The sequence below is a fragment of the Actinosynnema pretiosum genome, from assembly GCF_024171695.1.
GTDB lineage: Bacteria > Actinomycetota > Actinomycetes > Mycobacteriales > Pseudonocardiaceae > Actinosynnema > Actinosynnema pretiosum.
The window spans coordinates 571,172-587,682 of sequence record NZ_JAMTCF010000002.1; the positions used below are offsets into that span (position 1 = coordinate 571,172).

General features: G+C 72.8%; 17 protein-coding genes. 11 read left to right on the forward strand and 6 right to left on the reverse strand.

The window, feature by feature from the left end; all coding sequences use genetic code 11:
- Positions 1–4: 4 nt before the first annotated feature.
- The gene (locus LV78_RS05910) at positions 5–1,351 is read left to right on the forward strand and encodes a DUF349 domain-containing protein (RefSeq protein ID WP_253843688.1); all 1,347 of its coding nucleotides are present in this window, start codon (positions 5–7) and stop codon (positions 1,349–1,351) included.
- A gap of 69 nt (positions 1,352–1,420) precedes the next feature.
- On the opposite strand, the gene LV78_RS05915 is transcribed toward LV78_RS05910, so the two are convergent.
- Entirely contained in the window at positions 1,421–1,972 is a 552-nt protein-coding gene (locus tag LV78_RS05915) for an Rv2732c family membrane protein (protein ID WP_253843689.1), read from the reverse strand.
- On the reverse strand, positions 1,969–3,444 hold the full coding sequence (miaB, locus tag LV78_RS05920) for a tRNA (N6-isopentenyl adenosine(37)-C2)-methylthiotransferase MiaB (RefSeq protein WP_253843787.1): 1,476 nt from the start codon (positions 3,442–3,444) through the stop codon (positions 1,969–1,971). The genes LV78_RS05915 and miaB overlap by 4 nt, the downstream gene beginning before the upstream one ends.
- 399 nt (positions 3,445–3,843) lie before the next feature.
- Here miaB and LV78_RS05925 point away from each other — a divergent pair, with 399 nt between their 5' ends.
- Positions 3,844–4,788 carry a TAXI family TRAP transporter solute-binding subunit gene (locus LV78_RS05925; protein ID WP_253843690.1) on the forward strand — a complete coding sequence of 315 codons (945 nt, stop codon included), beginning with the start codon at positions 3,844–3,846 and terminating at the stop codon, positions 4,786–4,788.
- Between the two features lie 56 nt (positions 4,789–4,844).
- Here the strand turns inward: LV78_RS05925 and LV78_RS05930 are convergent, their stop codons facing one another.
- Positions 4,845–6,230, reverse strand: coding sequence for a sensor histidine kinase (locus tag LV78_RS05930; RefSeq protein ID WP_253843691.1), 1,386 nt, complete (start codon positions 6,228–6,230; stop codon positions 4,845–4,847).
- Positions 6,231–6,899, reverse strand: a complete 669-nt coding sequence (locus tag LV78_RS05935; RefSeq protein ID WP_253843692.1) for a response regulator transcription factor — start codon at positions 6,897–6,899, stop codon at positions 6,231–6,233.
- 163 nt (positions 6,900–7,062) lie between these two features.
- Between LV78_RS05935 and LV78_RS05940 the strand changes: the two genes are divergently transcribed.
- The 6 genes from LV78_RS05940 to LV78_RS05965 all read left to right on the forward strand — a co-directional run bounded on the left by LV78_RS05940 (position 7,063) and on the right by LV78_RS05965 (position 11,667).
- A complete protein-coding gene (locus LV78_RS05940; RefSeq protein WP_253843788.1) occupies positions 7,063–7,791 on the forward strand; it encodes an amino acid ABC transporter ATP-binding protein in 729 nt (242 codons plus the stop codon).
- 65 nt (positions 7,792–7,856) lie between these two features.
- Positions 7,857–8,744, forward strand: coding sequence for a glutamate ABC transporter substrate-binding protein (locus LV78_RS05945; protein WP_253843693.1), 888 nt, complete (start codon positions 7,857–7,859; stop codon positions 8,742–8,744).
- Between the two features lie 82 nt (positions 8,745–8,826).
- Positions 8,827–9,474: an amino acid ABC transporter permease gene (locus tag LV78_RS05950; protein ID WP_253843694.1), complete on the forward strand. Its 648-nt coding sequence runs from the start codon at positions 8,827–8,829 to the stop codon at positions 9,472–9,474.
- Positions 9,471–10,343 carry an amino acid ABC transporter permease gene (locus LV78_RS05955; RefSeq protein ID WP_253843695.1) on the forward strand — a complete coding sequence of 291 codons (873 nt, stop codon included), beginning with the start codon at positions 9,471–9,473 and terminating at the stop codon, positions 10,341–10,343. The genes LV78_RS05950 and LV78_RS05955 overlap by 4 nt, the downstream gene beginning before the upstream one ends.
- 99 nt (positions 10,344–10,442) lie before the next feature.
- Positions 10,443–11,255, forward strand: coding sequence for an EcsC family protein (locus LV78_RS05960; protein WP_253843696.1), 813 nt, complete (start codon positions 10,443–10,445; stop codon positions 11,253–11,255).
- Positions 11,256–11,472: 217 nt separating this feature from the next.
- Positions 11,473–11,667 (forward strand): hypothetical protein, encoded by a 195-nt coding sequence (locus LV78_RS05965; protein ID WP_096492065.1) that lies wholly within the window; start codon positions 11,473–11,475, stop codon positions 11,665–11,667.
- 455 nt (positions 11,668–12,122) lie between these two features.
- Here the strand turns inward: LV78_RS05965 and LV78_RS05970 are convergent, their stop codons facing one another.
- Entirely contained in the window at positions 12,123–12,656 is a 534-nt protein-coding gene (locus LV78_RS05970) for a CGNR zinc finger domain-containing protein (protein ID WP_253843789.1), read from the reverse strand.
- Positions 12,657–12,750: 94 nt separating this feature from the next.
- On the opposite strand from LV78_RS05970, the gene LV78_RS05975 reads away from it, so the two are divergent.
- From LV78_RS05975 to LV78_RS05985, 3 genes are all read left to right on the forward strand, one after another.
- On the forward strand, positions 12,751–13,410 hold the full coding sequence (locus tag LV78_RS05975; protein ID WP_253843697.1) for a maleylpyruvate isomerase family mycothiol-dependent enzyme: 660 nt from the start codon (positions 12,751–12,753) through the stop codon (positions 13,408–13,410).
- Between the two features lie 32 nt (positions 13,411–13,442).
- Positions 13,443–14,378: a DUF3500 domain-containing protein gene (locus LV78_RS05980; protein ID WP_253843698.1), complete on the forward strand. Its 936-nt coding sequence runs from the start codon at positions 13,443–13,445 to the stop codon at positions 14,376–14,378.
- Between the two features lie 215 nt (positions 14,379–14,593).
- Positions 14,594–15,265 carry an endonuclease V gene (locus LV78_RS05985; RefSeq protein ID WP_253843790.1) on the forward strand — a complete coding sequence of 224 codons (672 nt, stop codon included), beginning with the start codon at positions 14,594–14,596 and terminating at the stop codon, positions 15,263–15,265.
- Here LV78_RS05985 and LV78_RS05990 read toward each other — a convergent pair.
- Complete coding sequence (locus tag LV78_RS05990) at positions 15,262–16,485, reverse strand: family 4 glycosyl hydrolase (RefSeq protein ID WP_253843699.1); 1,224 nt, start codon at positions 16,483–16,485, stop codon at positions 15,262–15,264. The genes LV78_RS05985 and LV78_RS05990 overlap by 4 nt on opposite strands.
- Positions 16,486–16,511 lie beyond the last annotated feature (26 nt).

Genomic DNA, 16,511 nt, shown 5'->3' on the forward strand with positions numbered 1-16,511 from the left:
GGCGATGACGGAGCACGAGACGACGACCCCGGAGACCACCGGCGGGACCGGTGCGGACGCGGTGGTCGAGCAGGTGCGGGTGGAAGGCGCGCCCGCGGCGCAGGCCGCGGCCACCCCGCCGGTCCCGGTGGCGTCGGACCACCCGGAGCGCTGGGGGCGCGTGGACGCGGAGGGCACCGTCTACGTCAAGACCGCGGACGGCGAGCGCGCCGTCGGTTCCTGGCAGGCGGGCGAGCCCGCCGAGGGGCTGGCGCACTTCGCCCGGCGGTTCGACGACATGCGCACCGAGGTCGAGCTGCTGGTGACGCGGCTGGCGTCGGGCAACGGCGACCCCAAGCACGCGCAGACCAGCGCCAAGCACGTGCGGGACGGCCTCGCCGACGCCGCCGTGGTCGGCGACCTGGCCGCGCTCGCCGCGCGGGTCGAGTTCGTCCTGACCAAGGCCGACGAGGCCATGGAGGCGGCGAAGGTCGCCAAGGACGAGGCTCGGGCCGCCGCTGCCGCGCGCAAGCAGGCGCTGGTCGAGGAAGCCGAGGTGCTCGCGAACGAGTCCACCCAGTGGAAGTCCGCGGGCGACCGGCTGCGCGCCATCCTGGACGAGTGGAAGACCGTCCGCGGCGTCGACCGGAAGACCGACGAGGTGCTGTGGCGGCGGTTCTCGAAGGCGCGCGACGCCTTCAACCGGCGCAGGGGCTCGCACTTCGCGGACCTCGACCGGCAGCGCGGCGTGGCCAAGGGGCGCAAGCAGGAGCTGGTCGAGGAGGCGGAGAAGCTCGTCTCCTCCGACGACTGGGGCCCCACCGCCGGTCGCTACAAGGAGCTCATGGTCGAGTGGAAGGCCGCCGGGCGCGCGCCCAAGGAGGCCGACGACGCCCTGTGGCAGCGCTTCCGCGCCGCGCAGGACGCGTTCTTCTCGAAGCGCTCCGAGGCCTTCAACGAGCGGGACGCGGAGTTCTCCTCCAACGCGAAGCTGAAGGAGGAGCTGCTCGCCGAGGCCGAGCAGATCGACCCGTCCGGTGACCTGGAGTCGGCGCGGCAGCAGCTGTACCGCGTCCAGGAGCGCTGGGACGCGATCGGCAAGGTGCCGCGCGAGCGCATCCGCGAGCTGGAGGGCAAGCTCCGCACGATCGAGGAGCGGGTCAGGGGCGCGGTCGACGCGCAGTGGCGCCGGTCCGACCCGGAGGCCGAGGCGCGCGTGGCCCAGTTCCGCGAGCGGGTCGAGCAGTTCGAGGCGCAGGCCGCCAAGGCCAAGGCCTCGGGCGACAAGCGCCGCGCCGAGCAGGCCGAGGCGCAGGCCAAGCAGTGGCGCGAGTGGCTCGCGGCGGCCGAGCAGGCCGTGGCCAGCCGCTAGTCGTCCCGGCACGTGGCAGAGGGGGCGTTCCCGAACACGGGAACGCCCCCTCTCCGCGTCGTGAGCCGCTCAGGCCTGCCCGGACTCCGGGAAGCCGGGGCGGGACACCGCGACCTTCAGCCAGCGCACCAGCAGCACCACCACGGCGACCACGGCGACGATCAGCCCCGCGCCGGGACCGGGGCCGGGGTCGTGGCCGTTGGTGGTCTGCGTCGTCCAGATCGACAGCACGCCCACCACCGAGCCCGCGAAGCACGCGAACCCGCTCACCCACGCCAGCGCCCACCGGCGCAGCACCAGGGTCAGCGCGGACAGCAGCACGCCGCCCACGACGGCGACGACCGCGAACATCCTCGGCACGATCGGCGCCGAGGTCACCAGCACCTCGAAGCCGCTGTGCTCCTCCAGCCACGGCAGCACCATCGACACCAGCACCGCCAGCACGCACAGCGCGATCACCAGCGCGCCGGGGCCGGGGTCGAACCGCTTGGCCGCCGCCCTGCCCACGCCGTCGATCTCGTCGCGCAGCCCGGACACGTCGTCGTCGTGCTGGTCGGACATCGTCTCCCCGGCCGTCCTCTCCTCGTCCGCCGCGCTGTTCCGCGCACCCGCGCCGCTCATCCGACCGAGCACCCGCCCACCGCCACCGGCTGCTGCGCGGGCGCGCCGAACGACGGCAGCCCGAGCGTCACGCCCTGCGTGGTCGGCCGCTCCCCGGCCTCGGAGCGGTCGCCCGCCCTGGTCCGCCGGTGGCTGATCAGCTCGCCGTCGGCGATCAGGTTGTGCGGCGCGCCGTAGGTGATCACCGTCTCGACCACGTCGCCCGGCCGCACCCGCGCGTCGCCGGGGGTGAAGTGCACGAGCTTGCCGTCGCGGGCCCGGCCGGACATCCGGTTGGTCTCGGTGTCCTTGCGGCCCTCGCCCGCCGAGGCGAGCACCTCCACGACCTTGCCGACCTGCGCCTTGTTCTCCGCCCATGCCAGCTCGTTGACCAGCGTCACCAGCCGGTCGTAGCGCTCCTGGACCACCTGCTTGGGCAGCTGGTCCGGCAGCTCGGCGGCGGGCGTTCCCGGCCGCTTCGAGTACTGGAACGTGAAGGCGCTGGAGAACCTGGCCTCGCGCACCACGTCCAGGGTGCCCTGGAAGTCCTCCTCGGTCTCGCCGGGGAAGCCCACGATGATGTCGGTGGTGATCGCCGCGTCCGGCATGGCCGCGCGCACGTTCTCCAGGATCGACAGGTAGCGGCCGGTCCGGTAGGAGCGGCGCATCTCCTTGAGCACCCGGTCCGAACCGGACTGCAGCGGCATGTGCAGCTGGTGGCACACGTTCGGGGTCTCGGCCATCGCCGCGATCACGTCGTCGGTGAAGTCCTTCGGGTGCGGCGAGGTGAACCGGACCCGCTCCAGGCCCTCCACGTCGCCGCAGGCGCGCAGCAGCTTGCCGAACGCGTGCCGATCGCCGAACTCGACGCCGTAGGAGTTGACGTTCTGCCCGAGCAGCGTCACCTCCAGCACGCCCTCGGCCACCAGCGCCTGCACCTCGGCCAGCACCTCGCCGGGGCGGCGGTCCTTCTCCTTGCCGCGCAGCGACGGGACGATGCAGAAGGTGCAGGTGTTGTTGCAGCCCACCGACACCGACACCCAGCCCGAGTACGCCGAGTCGCGGCGGGCGGGCAGCGTCGACGGGAAGGTCTCCAGCGAGTCCAGGATCTCCACCTGGGCCTCGCGGTTGTGCCTGGCCCGCTCCAGCAGCACCGGCAGCGAGCCGATGTTGTGGGTGCCGAACACGACGTCCACCCAGGGGGCGCGCTTGACGATCGCGGCCTGGTCCTTCTGGGCGAGGCAGCCGCCGACGGCGATCTGCATGTCCGGGTTGGCGGCCTTGGCGGGCGCCAGGTGCCCGAGCGTGCCGTACAGCTTGTTGTCGGCGTTCTCCCGCACGGCGCAGGTGTTGAACACGACCACGTCGGCGTCCTCGCCGCCGGACGCCGCCGCGTAGCCCGCCGCCTCCAGCATCCCGGCCAGCCGCTCCGAGTCGTGCACGTTCATCTGGCACCCGAAAGTGCGGATCTCAAATTTCTTCGGCCCCTGCATCCCGTCCACCCACTCACCATAACCACAGGTCAGCGGGCTGCAAGACCCGCTCGTCCGGCTCAGCGCGCCCCGCCCCGTCGGGCGTCCCACTCCGAGACCCTTCTCAGGAGCCCCGGCCCGCGCGCACGGGGAAGCGCGCCCTGCGCGCACGCACCGCCCGGTGCACCCGCCCGAGGTAACTCCGGAGTCCAACAGTGCCACACGCCGCCATCGGGCCGGGGAGCCCACCGGGCAGCGGGCGCCAGTGCCGCCGTGCCCGCCCCGCGAGGGCCGCCCGACCCGCGCCCGGCAGGGCACTGCGGCCGTCCCGGCGACTACCCCCGGTGACCCGGTGTGACCCGCCGCCCACATCGCCCATCCGGTGGACGCGCGCCCACCCCGACGTGCGACGATTCGGGTGTGTCGCGAACCCCTGCGGTCGTGCGCGCCGCACTGGCGGCGCTGCTCGCGCTGGCCTCCGTGGCGCTCTCCGGCTGCTCGGGCGAGTTCGCCTCGGTCCGCCTCACCATCGCCAGCGGCTCGACCGGCGGCGTCTACTCCAAGCTCAGCACCGCGCTCGCGGGCGCCTGGAGCCGCGACCCCGGCGTCCCCGCGCCCGAGGTGGCCGCCACGGCGGGCTCGCTGGACAACCTGGAGCGGCTGCGCAGCGGTCGCGCCCAGATCGGGTTCAGCGCCGCCGACGCCGCCCAGTCCGCCGCGTCCGGCCCGCACCGGCTGTACGCGCTGGCCCGGATGCACGACGACTACCTCCAGGTCGTGGTCCGCGGTGACCTGACCGCCACCAAGGTCGCCGACCTGCGCGGGTTGCGGGTCTCGCTGGGCGCGGTCGACTCGGGCGTGAAGCTGATCTCCGAGCGGCTGCTGTCCGCGGCGGACATCTCGCCCTCGTCCGACCTGAAGGCCCAGTACCTGTCGCTGGACGCGTCGGTCAGCGCGATGCGCGAGGGCGAGCTGGACGCGTTCTTCTGGTCGGGCGGCGTGCCGACCGACCTGGTCACCGACCTGTCCACCAGCGTCGCGCTGCGGATGCTGGACCTGGGCGACGTGCTGCCCGAACTGCGCGAGCGGTGGCCGGTCTACTTCTCGGCGACCCTGCCCGCCTCGGCCTACGAGCTGCCCGGCGGCCCGGTCACCACCCTGGTGGTGCGCAACTTCCTGCTGGTCAACGACCAGGTCACCGACGAGGTGGCCACCGCGCTCCTGCGCGGCATGTTCGCCGCGCAGGACGCGCTGGTCGCGGCGAGCCCGGTGGCCCGCTCCATAGAGGCCCGCTCGGCGATCGAGACCACGCCGATCCCGCTGCACCCCGGAGCCGTCGCCTACTACCGGGACGTCAAGGTCTGACGGCGGCGGGGCGGGCGCCCCTGGCCCGACGCCCCTGGCCCGCCGCCTGCCCGGCGTCACCCGGAAGCGGGAAAGTCCACCTCGACGCCCAGGCCGCCCTCGTCGCCCCGGAACAGCCGCACCCGGCCGCCGACCCGCTCCACGATCCGCCGCACGATCGACAGCCCCAGCCCCGAGCCCGCCACGTTCTGGTGCGAGGGCGAGCGCCAGAACCGGTCGGTGGCCCGCTCCATCTCCTCCCCGTCCAGGCCGGGGCCCTCGTCCACCACCGAGATCCGCACCCGGCCGTCGGCCCGCCGCACCACCACGTGCACGAGCGTGCCCTCGGCGGTGAACTTCAGCGCGTTGTCGAGCAGCGCGTCCAGCACCGTCTCCACCCCCCTCGGCGGGGCCAGCGCCACCCGTCCGGGTTCACCCCCGAGCACCAGGTGCACGTCGCGGGCGGTCGCGGCGGGCATCCACGCGGTCAGCCTGCCCGCCACCGCCCGGTCCACGTCCACCTCGACCGGGGCGACCGAGGACGACTCGGCGCGGGCCATCGCCAGCATCTCGTCCAGGATGCGGTTGAGCCGGTTCGCCTCGGCGAGCGCCGCCGCCTGGTGCGGCCTGCCCTCCTCGGTGACCGCGTCCTCCAGGTTCGACAGCCGCAGCTTCAGCGCGGTCAGCGGGTTGCGCAGCTGGTGCGAGGCGTCGGCCACGAACGCCCGCTGGGCGGCCAGCACGTCGCCGACGCTGGCCGCCATCTGGTCGAACGAGCGCCCGAGCTGCCGCAGCTCGGGCGGCCCCGACGAGCCGCCCACCGGCGGCACCGGCCTGCCCGAGACGATCGCGCCGACCAGCCCGCCGGTCGCGTCGTCCAGCGCCCGCACCGGGCGCAGCATCCAGCGCACCAGCGGCAGCGCCGCGAGCACCGCCAGCGCCAGCGCGCCGAGCGCCCCGGCCAGTATCGCCAGCCACCACAGGGCGACCCCCGTCCTGGTCTTGCCGGTGGGGGAGAAGGTCACCACGGCGCCGCGCACCTCGCCGTCGACCAGCACCGGCTCGGCCACCACCAGCGGGTCGTCCTGCCACGGCATCACCAGGTCGGGGTTGCTCGGCAGTCGCCCGGCCAGGGCGCCCCGGACCGTCTCCTGCACCGCCGGTGACGACAGATCGGGCTCCCGCTCAGCGGTGGACAGGGCAACCGCGCCGTCACGCCCCAGCAACACGACGTCGATCCCGTAAAGCTCTGAATAACGCTCGAGCTCGGGGAGCACGACCTTCGGCTGGTCGTCGATGACGGGCCGCTGCACCAGCGAGGCGAACCGCGCGGTGTCGGTCAGCCGGTCGAGGAACATCTCCTGCTGCTCGGTCGCGGCGACCCCGCGACCGAGCGGCACACCCATCCCCACCAGCACCAGCACCACCAGGGCGAGCACCACGCCGAGCAGCCTGGAGCGCACCTACGACCCCAGCCGGTAGCCGACGCCGCGCACCGTCTCCAGCAGCGAGGGCCTGCCGAGCTTGGTCCGCAGGGTCGCCACGTGCACGTCCAGCGTCCGGTTCGCCCCGGCCCAGGTCCGCCCCCACACCTCGGCGAGGATCCGCTCGCGGGTGCACACGGCCCCGCCCGCGGCCATGACCAGCGCCAACACCTGGAACTCCTTCCGCGACAGGGCCACCGCCGCCCCGCCGACGACCACCTCGTGCCTGGCCAGGTCGATCCGGACGTCCCCCGACTGGAAGACCTCCGTCCCGGTCCCGCCGTGCCCCAGCGGGTCGCCCCTCCTACGCCGGACGGCGTGCACCCTGGCGACCAGTTCCCCCACGTCGTACGGCTTGACGAGGTAGTCGTCGGCGCCCGCGTGCAACCCCAGAATCCGGTCGTCGATTTCCCCGCGGGCGGAAACCACGATGATCGCGACATCGGACGCCGCCCGAATGTTTCGGCAAAGTGTCACGCCGTCGATGTCGGGGAGCCCGATGTCCAGCAGAACGACATCAATGCCGGTCAGCCGGTCGAGCGTCCCCCGCCCGGTTGATTGGCGGTCGACGGTGAAGCCACGTCTGACCAGCGCGGGGACCAGCGCCTCTGCGACGCTGTCATCGTCCTCGACCAGCAGCACCCGCACTACAGCCCTCCCGGAAAAGGTGTCTTCGTCCTGTGACAGAGTTGAGACCCTAAGTCTTGCTCAACCGTCTGGACCGGTGTGGTGATTCACACCTAGGTTTCCCGCCATCGCACGACAACCCCCACTGGAGGAACGGATGACCGCCCCCACTCCTGCTCCGCCGATGATCCGGATGGCGGGCGTGGACAAGTTCTTCGGGCCCCTCCACGTCCTCAAGAACGTGGAGCTCGAGGTCCCGAAGGGCCAGGTCGTCGTGGTGCTCGGCCCCTCGGGCTCGGGCAAGTCCACGCTGTGCCGCACGATCAACCGGCTGGAGCCGATCAACTCCGGGACCATCGAGGTGGACGGCCAGCCGCTGCCCGCCGAGGGCAAGGACCTGGCCCGGCTGCGCGCCGACGTCGGCATGGTGTTCCAGTCGTTCAACCTGTTCGCCCACAAGAGCATCGTCGAGAACGTGATGCTCGCACCGGTGAAGGTCCGCAAGACCCCGACCGCCGAGGCGCGCAAGACCGCGATGGAGCTGCTGGAGCGGGTCGGCATCGCCACGCAGGCCGACAAGTTCCCCGCCCAGCTGTCCGGCGGGCAGCAGCAGCGCGCGGCGATCGCCCGCGCGCTGGCCATGAAGCCCAAGGTCATGCTGTTCGACGAGCCGACCTCCGCGCTGGACCCCGAGATGGTCCAGGAGGTCCTCGACGTGATGACCACCCTGGCCAAGGAGGGCATGACCATGCTCGTGGTCACCCACGAGATGGGCTTCGCCCGCAAGGCCGCCGACCGCGTCATCTTCATGGCGGACGGCGAGGTCGTGGAGGACAGTGCCCCGGAAGAGTTCTTCTCGGCGCCGAAGTCCAACCGCGCGAAGGACTTCCTTGGGAAGATCCTGACCCACTGAAGTCCCGTGAACGCGGCGCTCGCCCCTGGCGCCGCTCCACCAAGCAAAAGAGCAGGAGAACGACGATGAGGGTTCGCTCCCTTGCGGCGCTGTTGCTGGCCGGCGGCCTCGCCCTGACCGGTTGCGGCAAGGAGGGTTCGCCGACCGACACCGGCGCCGCCCCCTCCCAGGCCGCCGAGGCCGACGTGAAGGTCGACGGCTCCGCGACCTTCGAGAAGATGAAGAGCCGCGGCAAGGTCGTCATCGGCGTCAAGGAGGACCAGCCGGGCCTGGGCTTCAAGGACGCCACGACCAACAAGTACAGCGGTTTCGACGTCGACATCGCGCGCCTGGTCGCCGCGAAGCTGGGCTTCGACGAGACCAAGATCGAGTACAAGGCGATCGCGTCCGCAGGCCGCGAGCAGGCGCTGATCAACGGCGACGTGGACTACTACGTCGGCACCTACACGATCAACGACGGCCGCAAGGAGAAGATCGCCTTCGCGGGGCCGTACTTCGTCGCCGGGCAGGACCTGCTCGTCCGCAAGGACGACGCCAGCATCACCGGCAAGGACACCCTCATGGGCAAGAAGGTCTGCTCCGTGACCGGCTCCACGCCGATCAAGCGGATCAAGGACGAGAAGCTCACCGAGGACGCCAACATCACGGAGTTCCAGAACTACTCCCAGTGCGTCTCGAAGCTGGCTGAGGGCGCCGTCGACGCCGTCACCACGGACGACGCGATCCTCAAGGGCTACGCCGCCCAGGAGCCCGACAAGTTCAAGGTCGTCGGCGCGCCGTTCTCCAAGGAGCCCTACGGCATCGGCCTCAACAAGGAGGACAAGCCGCTGCGCGACAAGGTGAACGACATCCTGCAGGCCGCCATGGACGACGGCACCTGGAAGAGCATCTACGACGCCACGCTGGGCAAGTCGGGCTCCCCGGCCGAGGCGCCCGCCATCGACCGCTACTGAGCGGAGCTTCAGTGGCCGGTGACCCGCGCGAGCGGGGTGGGTCACCGGCCACTCCCATGACCTCTCCCGGCGAGGAAAGACGATGAGCGTCCTAACCAACTACTCCGACCTCTTCCTGAAGGCTTTCGGCACCACCATCCAGCTCTTCCTGTTCTCAGCGGTCGGGTCGTTGGTGCTGGGGACGATCCTGGCGATGCTGCGGGTCAGCCCGGTACCGGTGCTGCGCGCGGCGGGCGCCACCTACGTCACGGTCCTGCGCAACACACCGCTGACCCTGGTGTTCTTCTTCTTCGCGTTCGCCTACCCGCTGTTGAAGATCCTGGAGCTCGACCCCTTCAAGGGCGCGGTCGTGTCGTTGACCGTCTACACCTCGGCGTTCATCTGCGAGGTCATCCGGTCCGGCATCAACACCGTCCCGGTCGGCCAGGCGGAGGCCTCCCGCGCGCTGGGCCTGTCCTTCGGGCAGATGCTCGGCAGCGTGGTGCTCCCGCAGGCCCTGCGGACCGTGGTCCCGCCGCTGGCGAGCACCATGATCGCACTGCTGAAGAACACCACCATCGCGGCCGGCTTCTCGGTCGGCGACGCCGGGGCGATCATGTACACGTTCTCCGAGGACGGCGTGAACATGCTGGTCGGCCTGGGTTGGGTGGCCTTCATCTTCATCCTGCTGGTACTGCCGCTGACCGCCGTTCAGCGCGGCCTGGAGAGGCGCTGGAGCGTGGCCCGATGAGTTCTGTGCTGTTCGACGTCCCCGGCCCGAAGGCCAAGGTCCGGCACGCCGTCATGGCCGTGGTCGGTGTCGCGGCGGTGCTCGGCATCGTCGGCTTCATCGGCTACCGCTTCTACGACAGCGGCCAGTTCGAGCCGCGCATGTGGGAGTGGATGCAGTACGAGACCGTCCAGCTGGAGCTGATCAGCAGGCTCGGCAACACGCTCTCGGCGTTCGCCGTCGCCTCGGTGGCCGCCCTCGTGCTGGGCGCGGTGCTCGCCGCGGGCAGGCTCTCGGACCACGCCTTCTGGCGGATCCCGGCAGGCTTCCTCGTCGAGGTCTTCCGCGCGATCCCGCTGCTCATCATGATCTTCATCTTCTACTTCGGCCTGCCGACGATCGACATCAAGATGTCGCAGTTCACGGCCGTCGTGCTCGGTCTGACCCTGTACAACGGGTCGGTGCTCGCCGAGGTGTTCCGCGCCGGTGTCGCCTCGCTGCCGCGCGGGCAGGCCGAGGCCGCCTACGCGCTCGGCATGCGCAAGACCCAGGTGATGATGCAGGTCCTGCTGCCGCAGGCGCTGCGCGCGATGCTCCCGGCGATCATCAGCCAGCTGGTGGTGCTGCTCAAGGACACCGCGCTGGGCTTCATCATCAACTACAAGGAGCTCCTGGACTACACCAAGTACCTGGGCACGCAGGGCCAGTTCGGCCGTCCGCTGGTCCCGATGACGATCGTCACCGGCGCCATCTACGTCGCGCTGTGCCTGCTGCTGACCTGGTTCGCGGTGTGGCTGGAGAAGCGCAACCGGCGCAGCAAGAAGAACGTCGTCAAGGAGACCGAGGCCGAGCTGGAGCAGAAGGCCCACGCGGCCAGCGCCGCAGGCTGATCCTCGCGCTCGCTTTCCGTGCTGAAGGGCCCGACCGGGTGGTCGGGCCCTTCACTCGTTCAGGCGTTATCCGGGCCACTCGTGGGTAGTCTCGGTGGCATGGTCGAGGAGTCCTCCAGCGCGGTCCAGCGGGCCCAGCAGGGTGCCGTCGAGCAGCTCCTGCGGTTGGGCATCGACGGCTTCGGGCCGTTCAAGAGCGCGCAGCAGACCGCCGACGAGGCGCTCGCCGCCGGGCTGACCCGCGAGCGCGCGATCCGGCGGATCATCCGGCAGCACGTGGCCGCCGCGGGCGCCCAGGGGTTCGTGACCAACCTCGGCGGGCTGCTCACCCTCCCGGTGGCGCTGCCCGCGAACCTCACCGCCTCCTACCTGGTCCAGGCGCACATGATCGCGTCCATCGCGGCGGTGCACGGGCACGACCTGGAGAGCCAGGAGGTGCAGACCGCCGTGCTGGTGTGCATGGTCGGCAACGCGGGCACCGAGGTGCTCAAGAAGGCGGGCATCAAGGCCGGGACCAAGCTGACCGTGAACCTGATCGAGCGAATCCCGGCGAAGGTCATCGTCGAGATCAACAAGCGCATCGGGTTCACCCTGCTGGCCAAGTACGGCACCTCGCGGGCGACCCTGGTGCTGGCCAAGGGCGTGCCGCTGGTGGGCGGGGTGATCGGCGGCGGGGTCGACGCGGTGGCCACCAGGGCGCTCGGGGCGTTCGCGCAGCGGTTCTTCGGCGGGAAGGACGGGCAGCCCGAGGTCGAGGACGGCGAGGTGCTGGACGAGCGGCTGGAGGGGCGTGTGGTCGATGGCCGCGTCCTGGGGTCCGCCCCGGCCCCCGAGCTCGCCGACGAGGACGCGTCGGGCGCGGCGCGGGTGATCCGGCTGCCCCCGCGCGGCGAGCGCCGCGAGGACCGCTGAGGCGGCGTTCCCCCAGGTCGGAAAATCGGTTGGCGGGGGTCGGCGGGGCCCACTACCGTTCCCGCCATGAGCATCTGAGTTCCCCGCCCGAGGACGTCTTCCTCGCACGCGCTTGATCCAGCGCGCTCTTCCGGATGCCCCCGTGCGGGCACGCGCCGCAGACCGTCCAGCGGTCCGCGTTTTCCGTTGCGCCTCGACGTCGAGGAGGATCACCCCCGTGACCCAGCCCCAGCACGACCAGGTGGAGCCCGCAGAGCAGGCGCTCCCCACCGAGGACCTGCCCCAGGTCGTCCCCAACCGCAGGGAGCGCCGAGGCGGCAAGCAGCCGCGCGCGGGCGCCGTCCCCGGCCAGGGCAGGCCGAACCAGGCGGACTTCGTCGGCAAGCGGCTGTTCCGCCGCTCCGGCGGCTGACCGCACCAGGACCAACCGGGCCCGTCCCGGTTCGGAAGTGAAGTTCCACCCCCTTGGAGGGCAGCAGAGATGAAGAACTCCCGCTAACACCCCATGACGCGCCGAGGTCCGAGGTGGACCCGGCGTTCCCCAGGTCCGGTTGGTGTCGGACCGCACGCCTCGGAGGGCTGTCGTCATGAAGGACCAGCGCTAGGACCCAGCACATCGGAGCCCGTCGTGGGCCCGGTGTTCCCGAGGTCCGGCCGGAGCGGCCAGGACCCCGTCGTGGAGGGCTGTCGTCATGAAGGACCAGCGCTAGGACCCAGCACGCCGGAGCCCGTCGTGGGCCCGGCGTCCGAACGGGCCGGCCGACCGCCGGACCGGTATCGAGGAGGACCGTCGACATGGACCACAAGCGGTAGCTGTGAAGTGAGGACCGGGGCTCGTCGCAGGCAGCGGCGGGCCCCGGACCCGTCTCAGGCGCGCTTGCGCCGGTGGTGCCTGCTCACCCTGGCCCGGTTCCCGCACGAGGGCAGGCACCAGACCTGCTGCGGGTGCGAGCGCACGAAGTAGCGCACGCACCGGGGCGCCGGGCAGGCCCGCAGCTCGGCCGCCTCGCGCCCGGCCAGCAGCTCGATGGCGCCCGTGGCCAGGTCGGCGAGCAGCCGGTCCCGCGCGCCCGCGCCGGACAGGTGCACCAGCCTCGGCCCGTCCGCCCACTCCAGCCGGGCCACCCTCGGCGCCAGCGCGGCGGTCCGGTTGACCACGTCGAGCGCCCGCTCCCACGGCACCGCGAGCGGCGCGTCCAATCGCTCCCCGGCGCCCGTGACGCGCGCGAGCAGCGCCCGCACCGCCGCTCGCAGCTCCAGCGCGCGCAGCCGCAGCTCCTCGTCGTCCCGCTGCCCCGGCCAGGCCCGCTGCCCCAGCCAGGCCGCGAACCCCTCGGGCGTGCCCAGCTCGTCGACCAGGCCACCCCGGCCGTCGCCGTGCAGGGTGCCCACGAAGTCCATGACCCTCACCCGGACCAAGCTAATGGACTTGACCGGTCAACCCCGCTAGTTTCGAGGGGTCCTGTTCCGGCCGACCGATCCACCGGGGGTCGCTGTGCAGATCATCGAGCGGGTGCTTGAGGGGTACGCCAGGCTCGCCGACGCGCTCCACGAGCTGCCCGACGAGCAGCTGGGCCTGCCCACCGACCTGCCCGGCTGGTCGCGCGGGCACGTGCTGGCCCACGTCGAGGGTGTCACCTCCGCGGTGGCGCGGCAGGCCGAGCTGGAGGGCACGCCGACCGAGATGTACGAGGGCGGCAGGCCCGCGCGCGACGAGGCGATCGAGCGGGGGGCCGCCAGGACGGCGGCCGAGCACCGCCAGGCCATCGCGAGCGCCGTCGCCCGCCTCGGCACGGCCTGGTCCGGCGTGTCGGACTGGTCGGCCCGCGTGGTCTACCGGGACGGCACCCTCCTGGACACCGCGCAGGCGCTGTGGCGCGAGGTGGAGATCCACCACCGCGACCTCCTGCTCGGCCCGGTCCCGTGGTCGCAGGACTTCCGCGACCACGCGGTCGCCTTCCTGACCCCGCGCGTGCCGGACGGCGTCAAGCTCGTCCTGACCCCCGCCGACGCCCCCGGCTGGGTGCTCGGCGCGGGGGAGCGGGTGGAGCTGGCGGGCGCGGCGGACGACCTGGTCGCCTGGCTGGCCGGGCGCACCCCGGCGGGTGAGCTGACCACGACCGGCGAGCTGCCCGAGCTCAAGCCCTGGCCCTGACCGGCGGCCCCCGGCCGGGTAGCTTCGGTCCCGTGCGCGAGGAGATCACCGAGGCGACCGGGTCCCTGCTGGGCCTGCTCACCGCAGCCCAGCGCGAGAGCGCCGTGCGGGAGCTGGACGGCGGGCTGCTCGCCGAGTGGGCCTACGCGCCGATCGCGCGTCCCGGCCTGGTCGTCGGCGAGCTGGCGCGCGAGCAGCGCAAGGCCGTGCACCGGCTGCTCGCCTGCGTCCTGAGCCCCCACGGCTACGCCCAGGCCGCCGCCGTGATGGCGCTGGAGGACGTCCTGGACCACCGCGAGGGCGGCGTCAAGGACCGCCATCAGGGTGATTACTCGGTGCTGCTGTTCGGTGAGCCGGGGGACGCCCCGTGGGGGTGGCGCGTCGAGGGGCACCACCTGTCGGTGACCGCCGTGGTGGCCGAGGGCCGGGTGTCCGCGACCCCGGTGTTCCTGGGCGCCAACCCGGCCCGCACCACCTACCGGGGCCGCACCGTCCTGCAGCCGCTCGGGCTGGAGGAGGAGCTGGCCAGGGAGCTGCTGGACCGGATGGGACCCACCGCGCGCGGGCTGGCGGTGGTGGCCGACGCCCCACCGAAGGACATCCGATCGGGCAACGCGCCGTCGGTGACCGGGGACGTGGAGCCGCTGGGCATCGCCGCGAGCAGCCTGGACCGCGCGTCGCGCGCCCTGCTGGCCGCCCTGACCAGGCTGTACTTCGACCGCCTCCACAGCGACCTCGCCGACGAGGAGTTCGAGGCGCTGGACGCGGAGCGGCTGCACTTCGCCTGGGAGGGGTCCACCCGACCGGGCGAGGGGCACTACTACCGGTTGCAGGGGCCGGACCTGCTGATCGAGTACGACAACGCCGCGAACGGCGCGAACCACGCCCACTCGGTGTGGCGCAGGCGGGCGGGCGACTTCGGCCGGGACCTCCTGGCCGCGCACCGCGCGTCGACGCACCACCCCTGACCCGCCGAGGACCCCGACCCGCCGTGACCCCCGATCCCGCCGCCGCGCCCCGAACGGCCGCAGAGGCCGCGCCCCTCGCCGAGCCCGCAGCCGCCACCGTGCCCGTCATCGGCGCCGAGCCCGGCGTCGTCGAGCCCACCGCTGTCGATCCCGCAACCGTCGGCACACCTGCCGTCGCCGAGCCCGCCGCCGACCCCACCCCGGTCGCCGCGCCCGTGACGCGCGCCCAGGCCCGCCGACCCGCCGACGTCCGCACCGCCGAGGAGGCGATCGCCGAGCAGGAGCGCCTGCGCCCGCTGGTCCGCCCCACCGCCGACCCCGACCTGGACGTCCGCCTCGCCGCGGGCCTGGACGTGGGCTACGCCGACGACGACCGCCTGGTGGCCGCGATCGTCGTGGTCGACGTGGCCACGATGGAGACCGTCGACACCTCGGTCGTGCGCGCGACCGCCGAGTTCCCCTACGTCCCCGGCCTGTTCGCGTTCCGCGAGCTGCCCTCCCTGCTCACCGCCCTCGACCGCCTCACCACCATCCCCGACCTGCTGGTGTGCGACGGCCAGGGCCTGGCCCACCCGCGCAGGTTCGGCCTCGCCTGCCACCTGGGCGTGCTGGCCGACCTGCCGAGCGTCGGCGTGGCCAAGACCCCCATGGGCCGCTTCGAGCAGCCCGGCCCCGCGCGCGGCGCGTCCACCGACCTGCTCGACGACGGCGAGGTCGTCGGCCGGGCCCTGCGCACCCGCGCGGGCGTGAAACCGGTCTTCGTGTCCGTCGGCCACCGCGTCGACCTGGACCGGGCGTGCGCCGAGGTGCTGCGGCTGTGCCGGGACTTCCGCCTCCCCGAGACCACCCGCCGGGCCGACGCGCTGGGCCGCCGCCACCTCCGCTAGCGCAGGTGCGCCAGCTCCGGGTGCCTGCGGGCGTAGGCGTCCAGCAGATCGCGCGCCACCGCCACCGAGTCCACCAGCGGGTGCAGCGCGAACGCCTTCAGCGCGGCGGCCCTGGTGCCCTCGGCGACCAGCCGGTCCACCGCCTTGACCGAGCGCACCAGCCCGGCCGCGTGGTCCGGGAGCTGGCCCACCGCCAGCGGCCTCGCCCCGTGCCCGTCCACCGCGCACGGCACCTCCACGACCGCGTCGCCGTCCACGGCGGACAGCGCGGAGCCGTTGCGCACGTTCAGGATCAGCTCGGTCCGCTCGTCCCGCGCGAGCGCGGCCATGAGCGCCAGCGCCACGTGCTCGTACCCGCCGCCCTCCACCGAGTCCCGCTCCCGGCCCTCGGCCATGTAGGTGGCCTCGCGCTCCAGCCGGGTGGTCTCCCAGTCGACCTCGCCCGCGTAGAACCGCTCCTGCTGCCGCAGCAGGAACGCCCCGCGCTCGCCGCCGAACGACTCCCGCGTCGAGTAGTAGTAGTGCAGGTACTCGTTGGGCACCATCCCCAAGGCGCGCAACCACTCCGCGCCGAACAGCCTGCCCTCCTCGAAGCCGTCCAGCCGGTCCGAGGCGAGCAGCCCCGGCAGCAGGTCCTCCCCGTCGACCCGGACGGCCTGCAACCAGCCGAGGTGGTTCAGCCCCGCGTAGTCGAACTCGGCCCCGGTCACCCCGAGCGCGTTCGCGACCCGGTTGCACAGCCCCACCGGCGAGTCGCAGATCCCGATGACCCGGCTCCCCAGCCGCTCCGCCATCACCTCGGTGATCAGCCCGGCGGGGTTGGTGAAGTTCACGACCCACGCGTCCGGCGCGACCGCCGCGATCCGCTCGGCGATCCGCCGCGCCACCGGGACCGTGCGCAGCCCGTAGGCGATCCCGCCCGCCCCGACCGTCTCCTGCCCGACGACGCCGTGCGCGCGGGCGATCCCCTCGTCGGCGGCCCGACCGGCGAGCCCGCCGACCCGCACCGCCGAGAACACGAAGTCCGCGCCGCGCAGCGCCTCGTCCAGGTCGGTCGTCGCGCGCAACCGGGGGCCGCCCACCAGCACCCGGCGGATCGCCTCCAACCGGTCCGCGTCGACGTCGTGCAGCACCAGCTCGTCCACCAGGTCGCCGCCCACCAGCGCCTTGTGCACCAGCGGCACGCGGAAACCGCCGCCGCCCAGGATCACCAGCCTCATGCTCCCCATACTGCCCAAGGGGACCG

What these genes read in the sequence shown, in the direction of transcription:
- LV78_RS05910 (WP_253843688.1), top strand. Translation starts at nt 5, where the DNA reads ATGACGGAGCACGAGACGACGACCCCGGAGACCACCGGCGGGACCGGT.
- LV78_RS05915 (WP_253843689.1), bottom strand. Translation starts at nt 1,972, where the DNA reads ATGAGCGGCGCGGGTGCGCGGAACAGCGCGGCGGACGAGGAGAGGACG.
- miaB (WP_253843787.1), bottom strand. Translation starts at nt 3,444, where the DNA reads ATGCAGGGGCCGAAGAAATTTGAGATCCGCACTTTCGGGTGCCAGATG.
- LV78_RS05940 (WP_253843788.1), top strand. Translation starts at nt 7,063, where the DNA reads ATGATCCGGATGGCGGGCGTGGACAAGTTCTTCGGGCCCCTCCACGTC.
- LV78_RS05945 (WP_253843693.1), top strand. Translation starts at nt 7,857, where the DNA reads ATGAGGGTTCGCTCCCTTGCGGCGCTGTTGCTGGCCGGCGGCCTCGCC.
- LV78_RS05950 (WP_253843694.1), top strand. Translation starts at nt 8,827, where the DNA reads ATGAGCGTCCTAACCAACTACTCCGACCTCTTCCTGAAGGCTTTCGGC.
- LV78_RS05955 (WP_253843695.1), top strand. Translation starts at nt 9,471, where the DNA reads ATGAGTTCTGTGCTGTTCGACGTCCCCGGCCCGAAGGCCAAGGTCCGG.
- LV78_RS05960 (WP_253843696.1), top strand. Translation starts at nt 10,443, where the DNA reads ATGGTCGAGGAGTCCTCCAGCGCGGTCCAGCGGGCCCAGCAGGGTGCC.
- LV78_RS05970 (WP_253843789.1), bottom strand. Translation starts at nt 12,656, where the DNA reads ATGGACTTCGTGGGCACCCTGCACGGCGACGGCCGGGGTGGCCTGGTC.
- LV78_RS05990 (WP_253843699.1), bottom strand. Translation starts at nt 16,485, where the DNA reads ATGAGGCTGGTGATCCTGGGCGGCGGCGGTTTCCGCGTGCCGCTGGTG.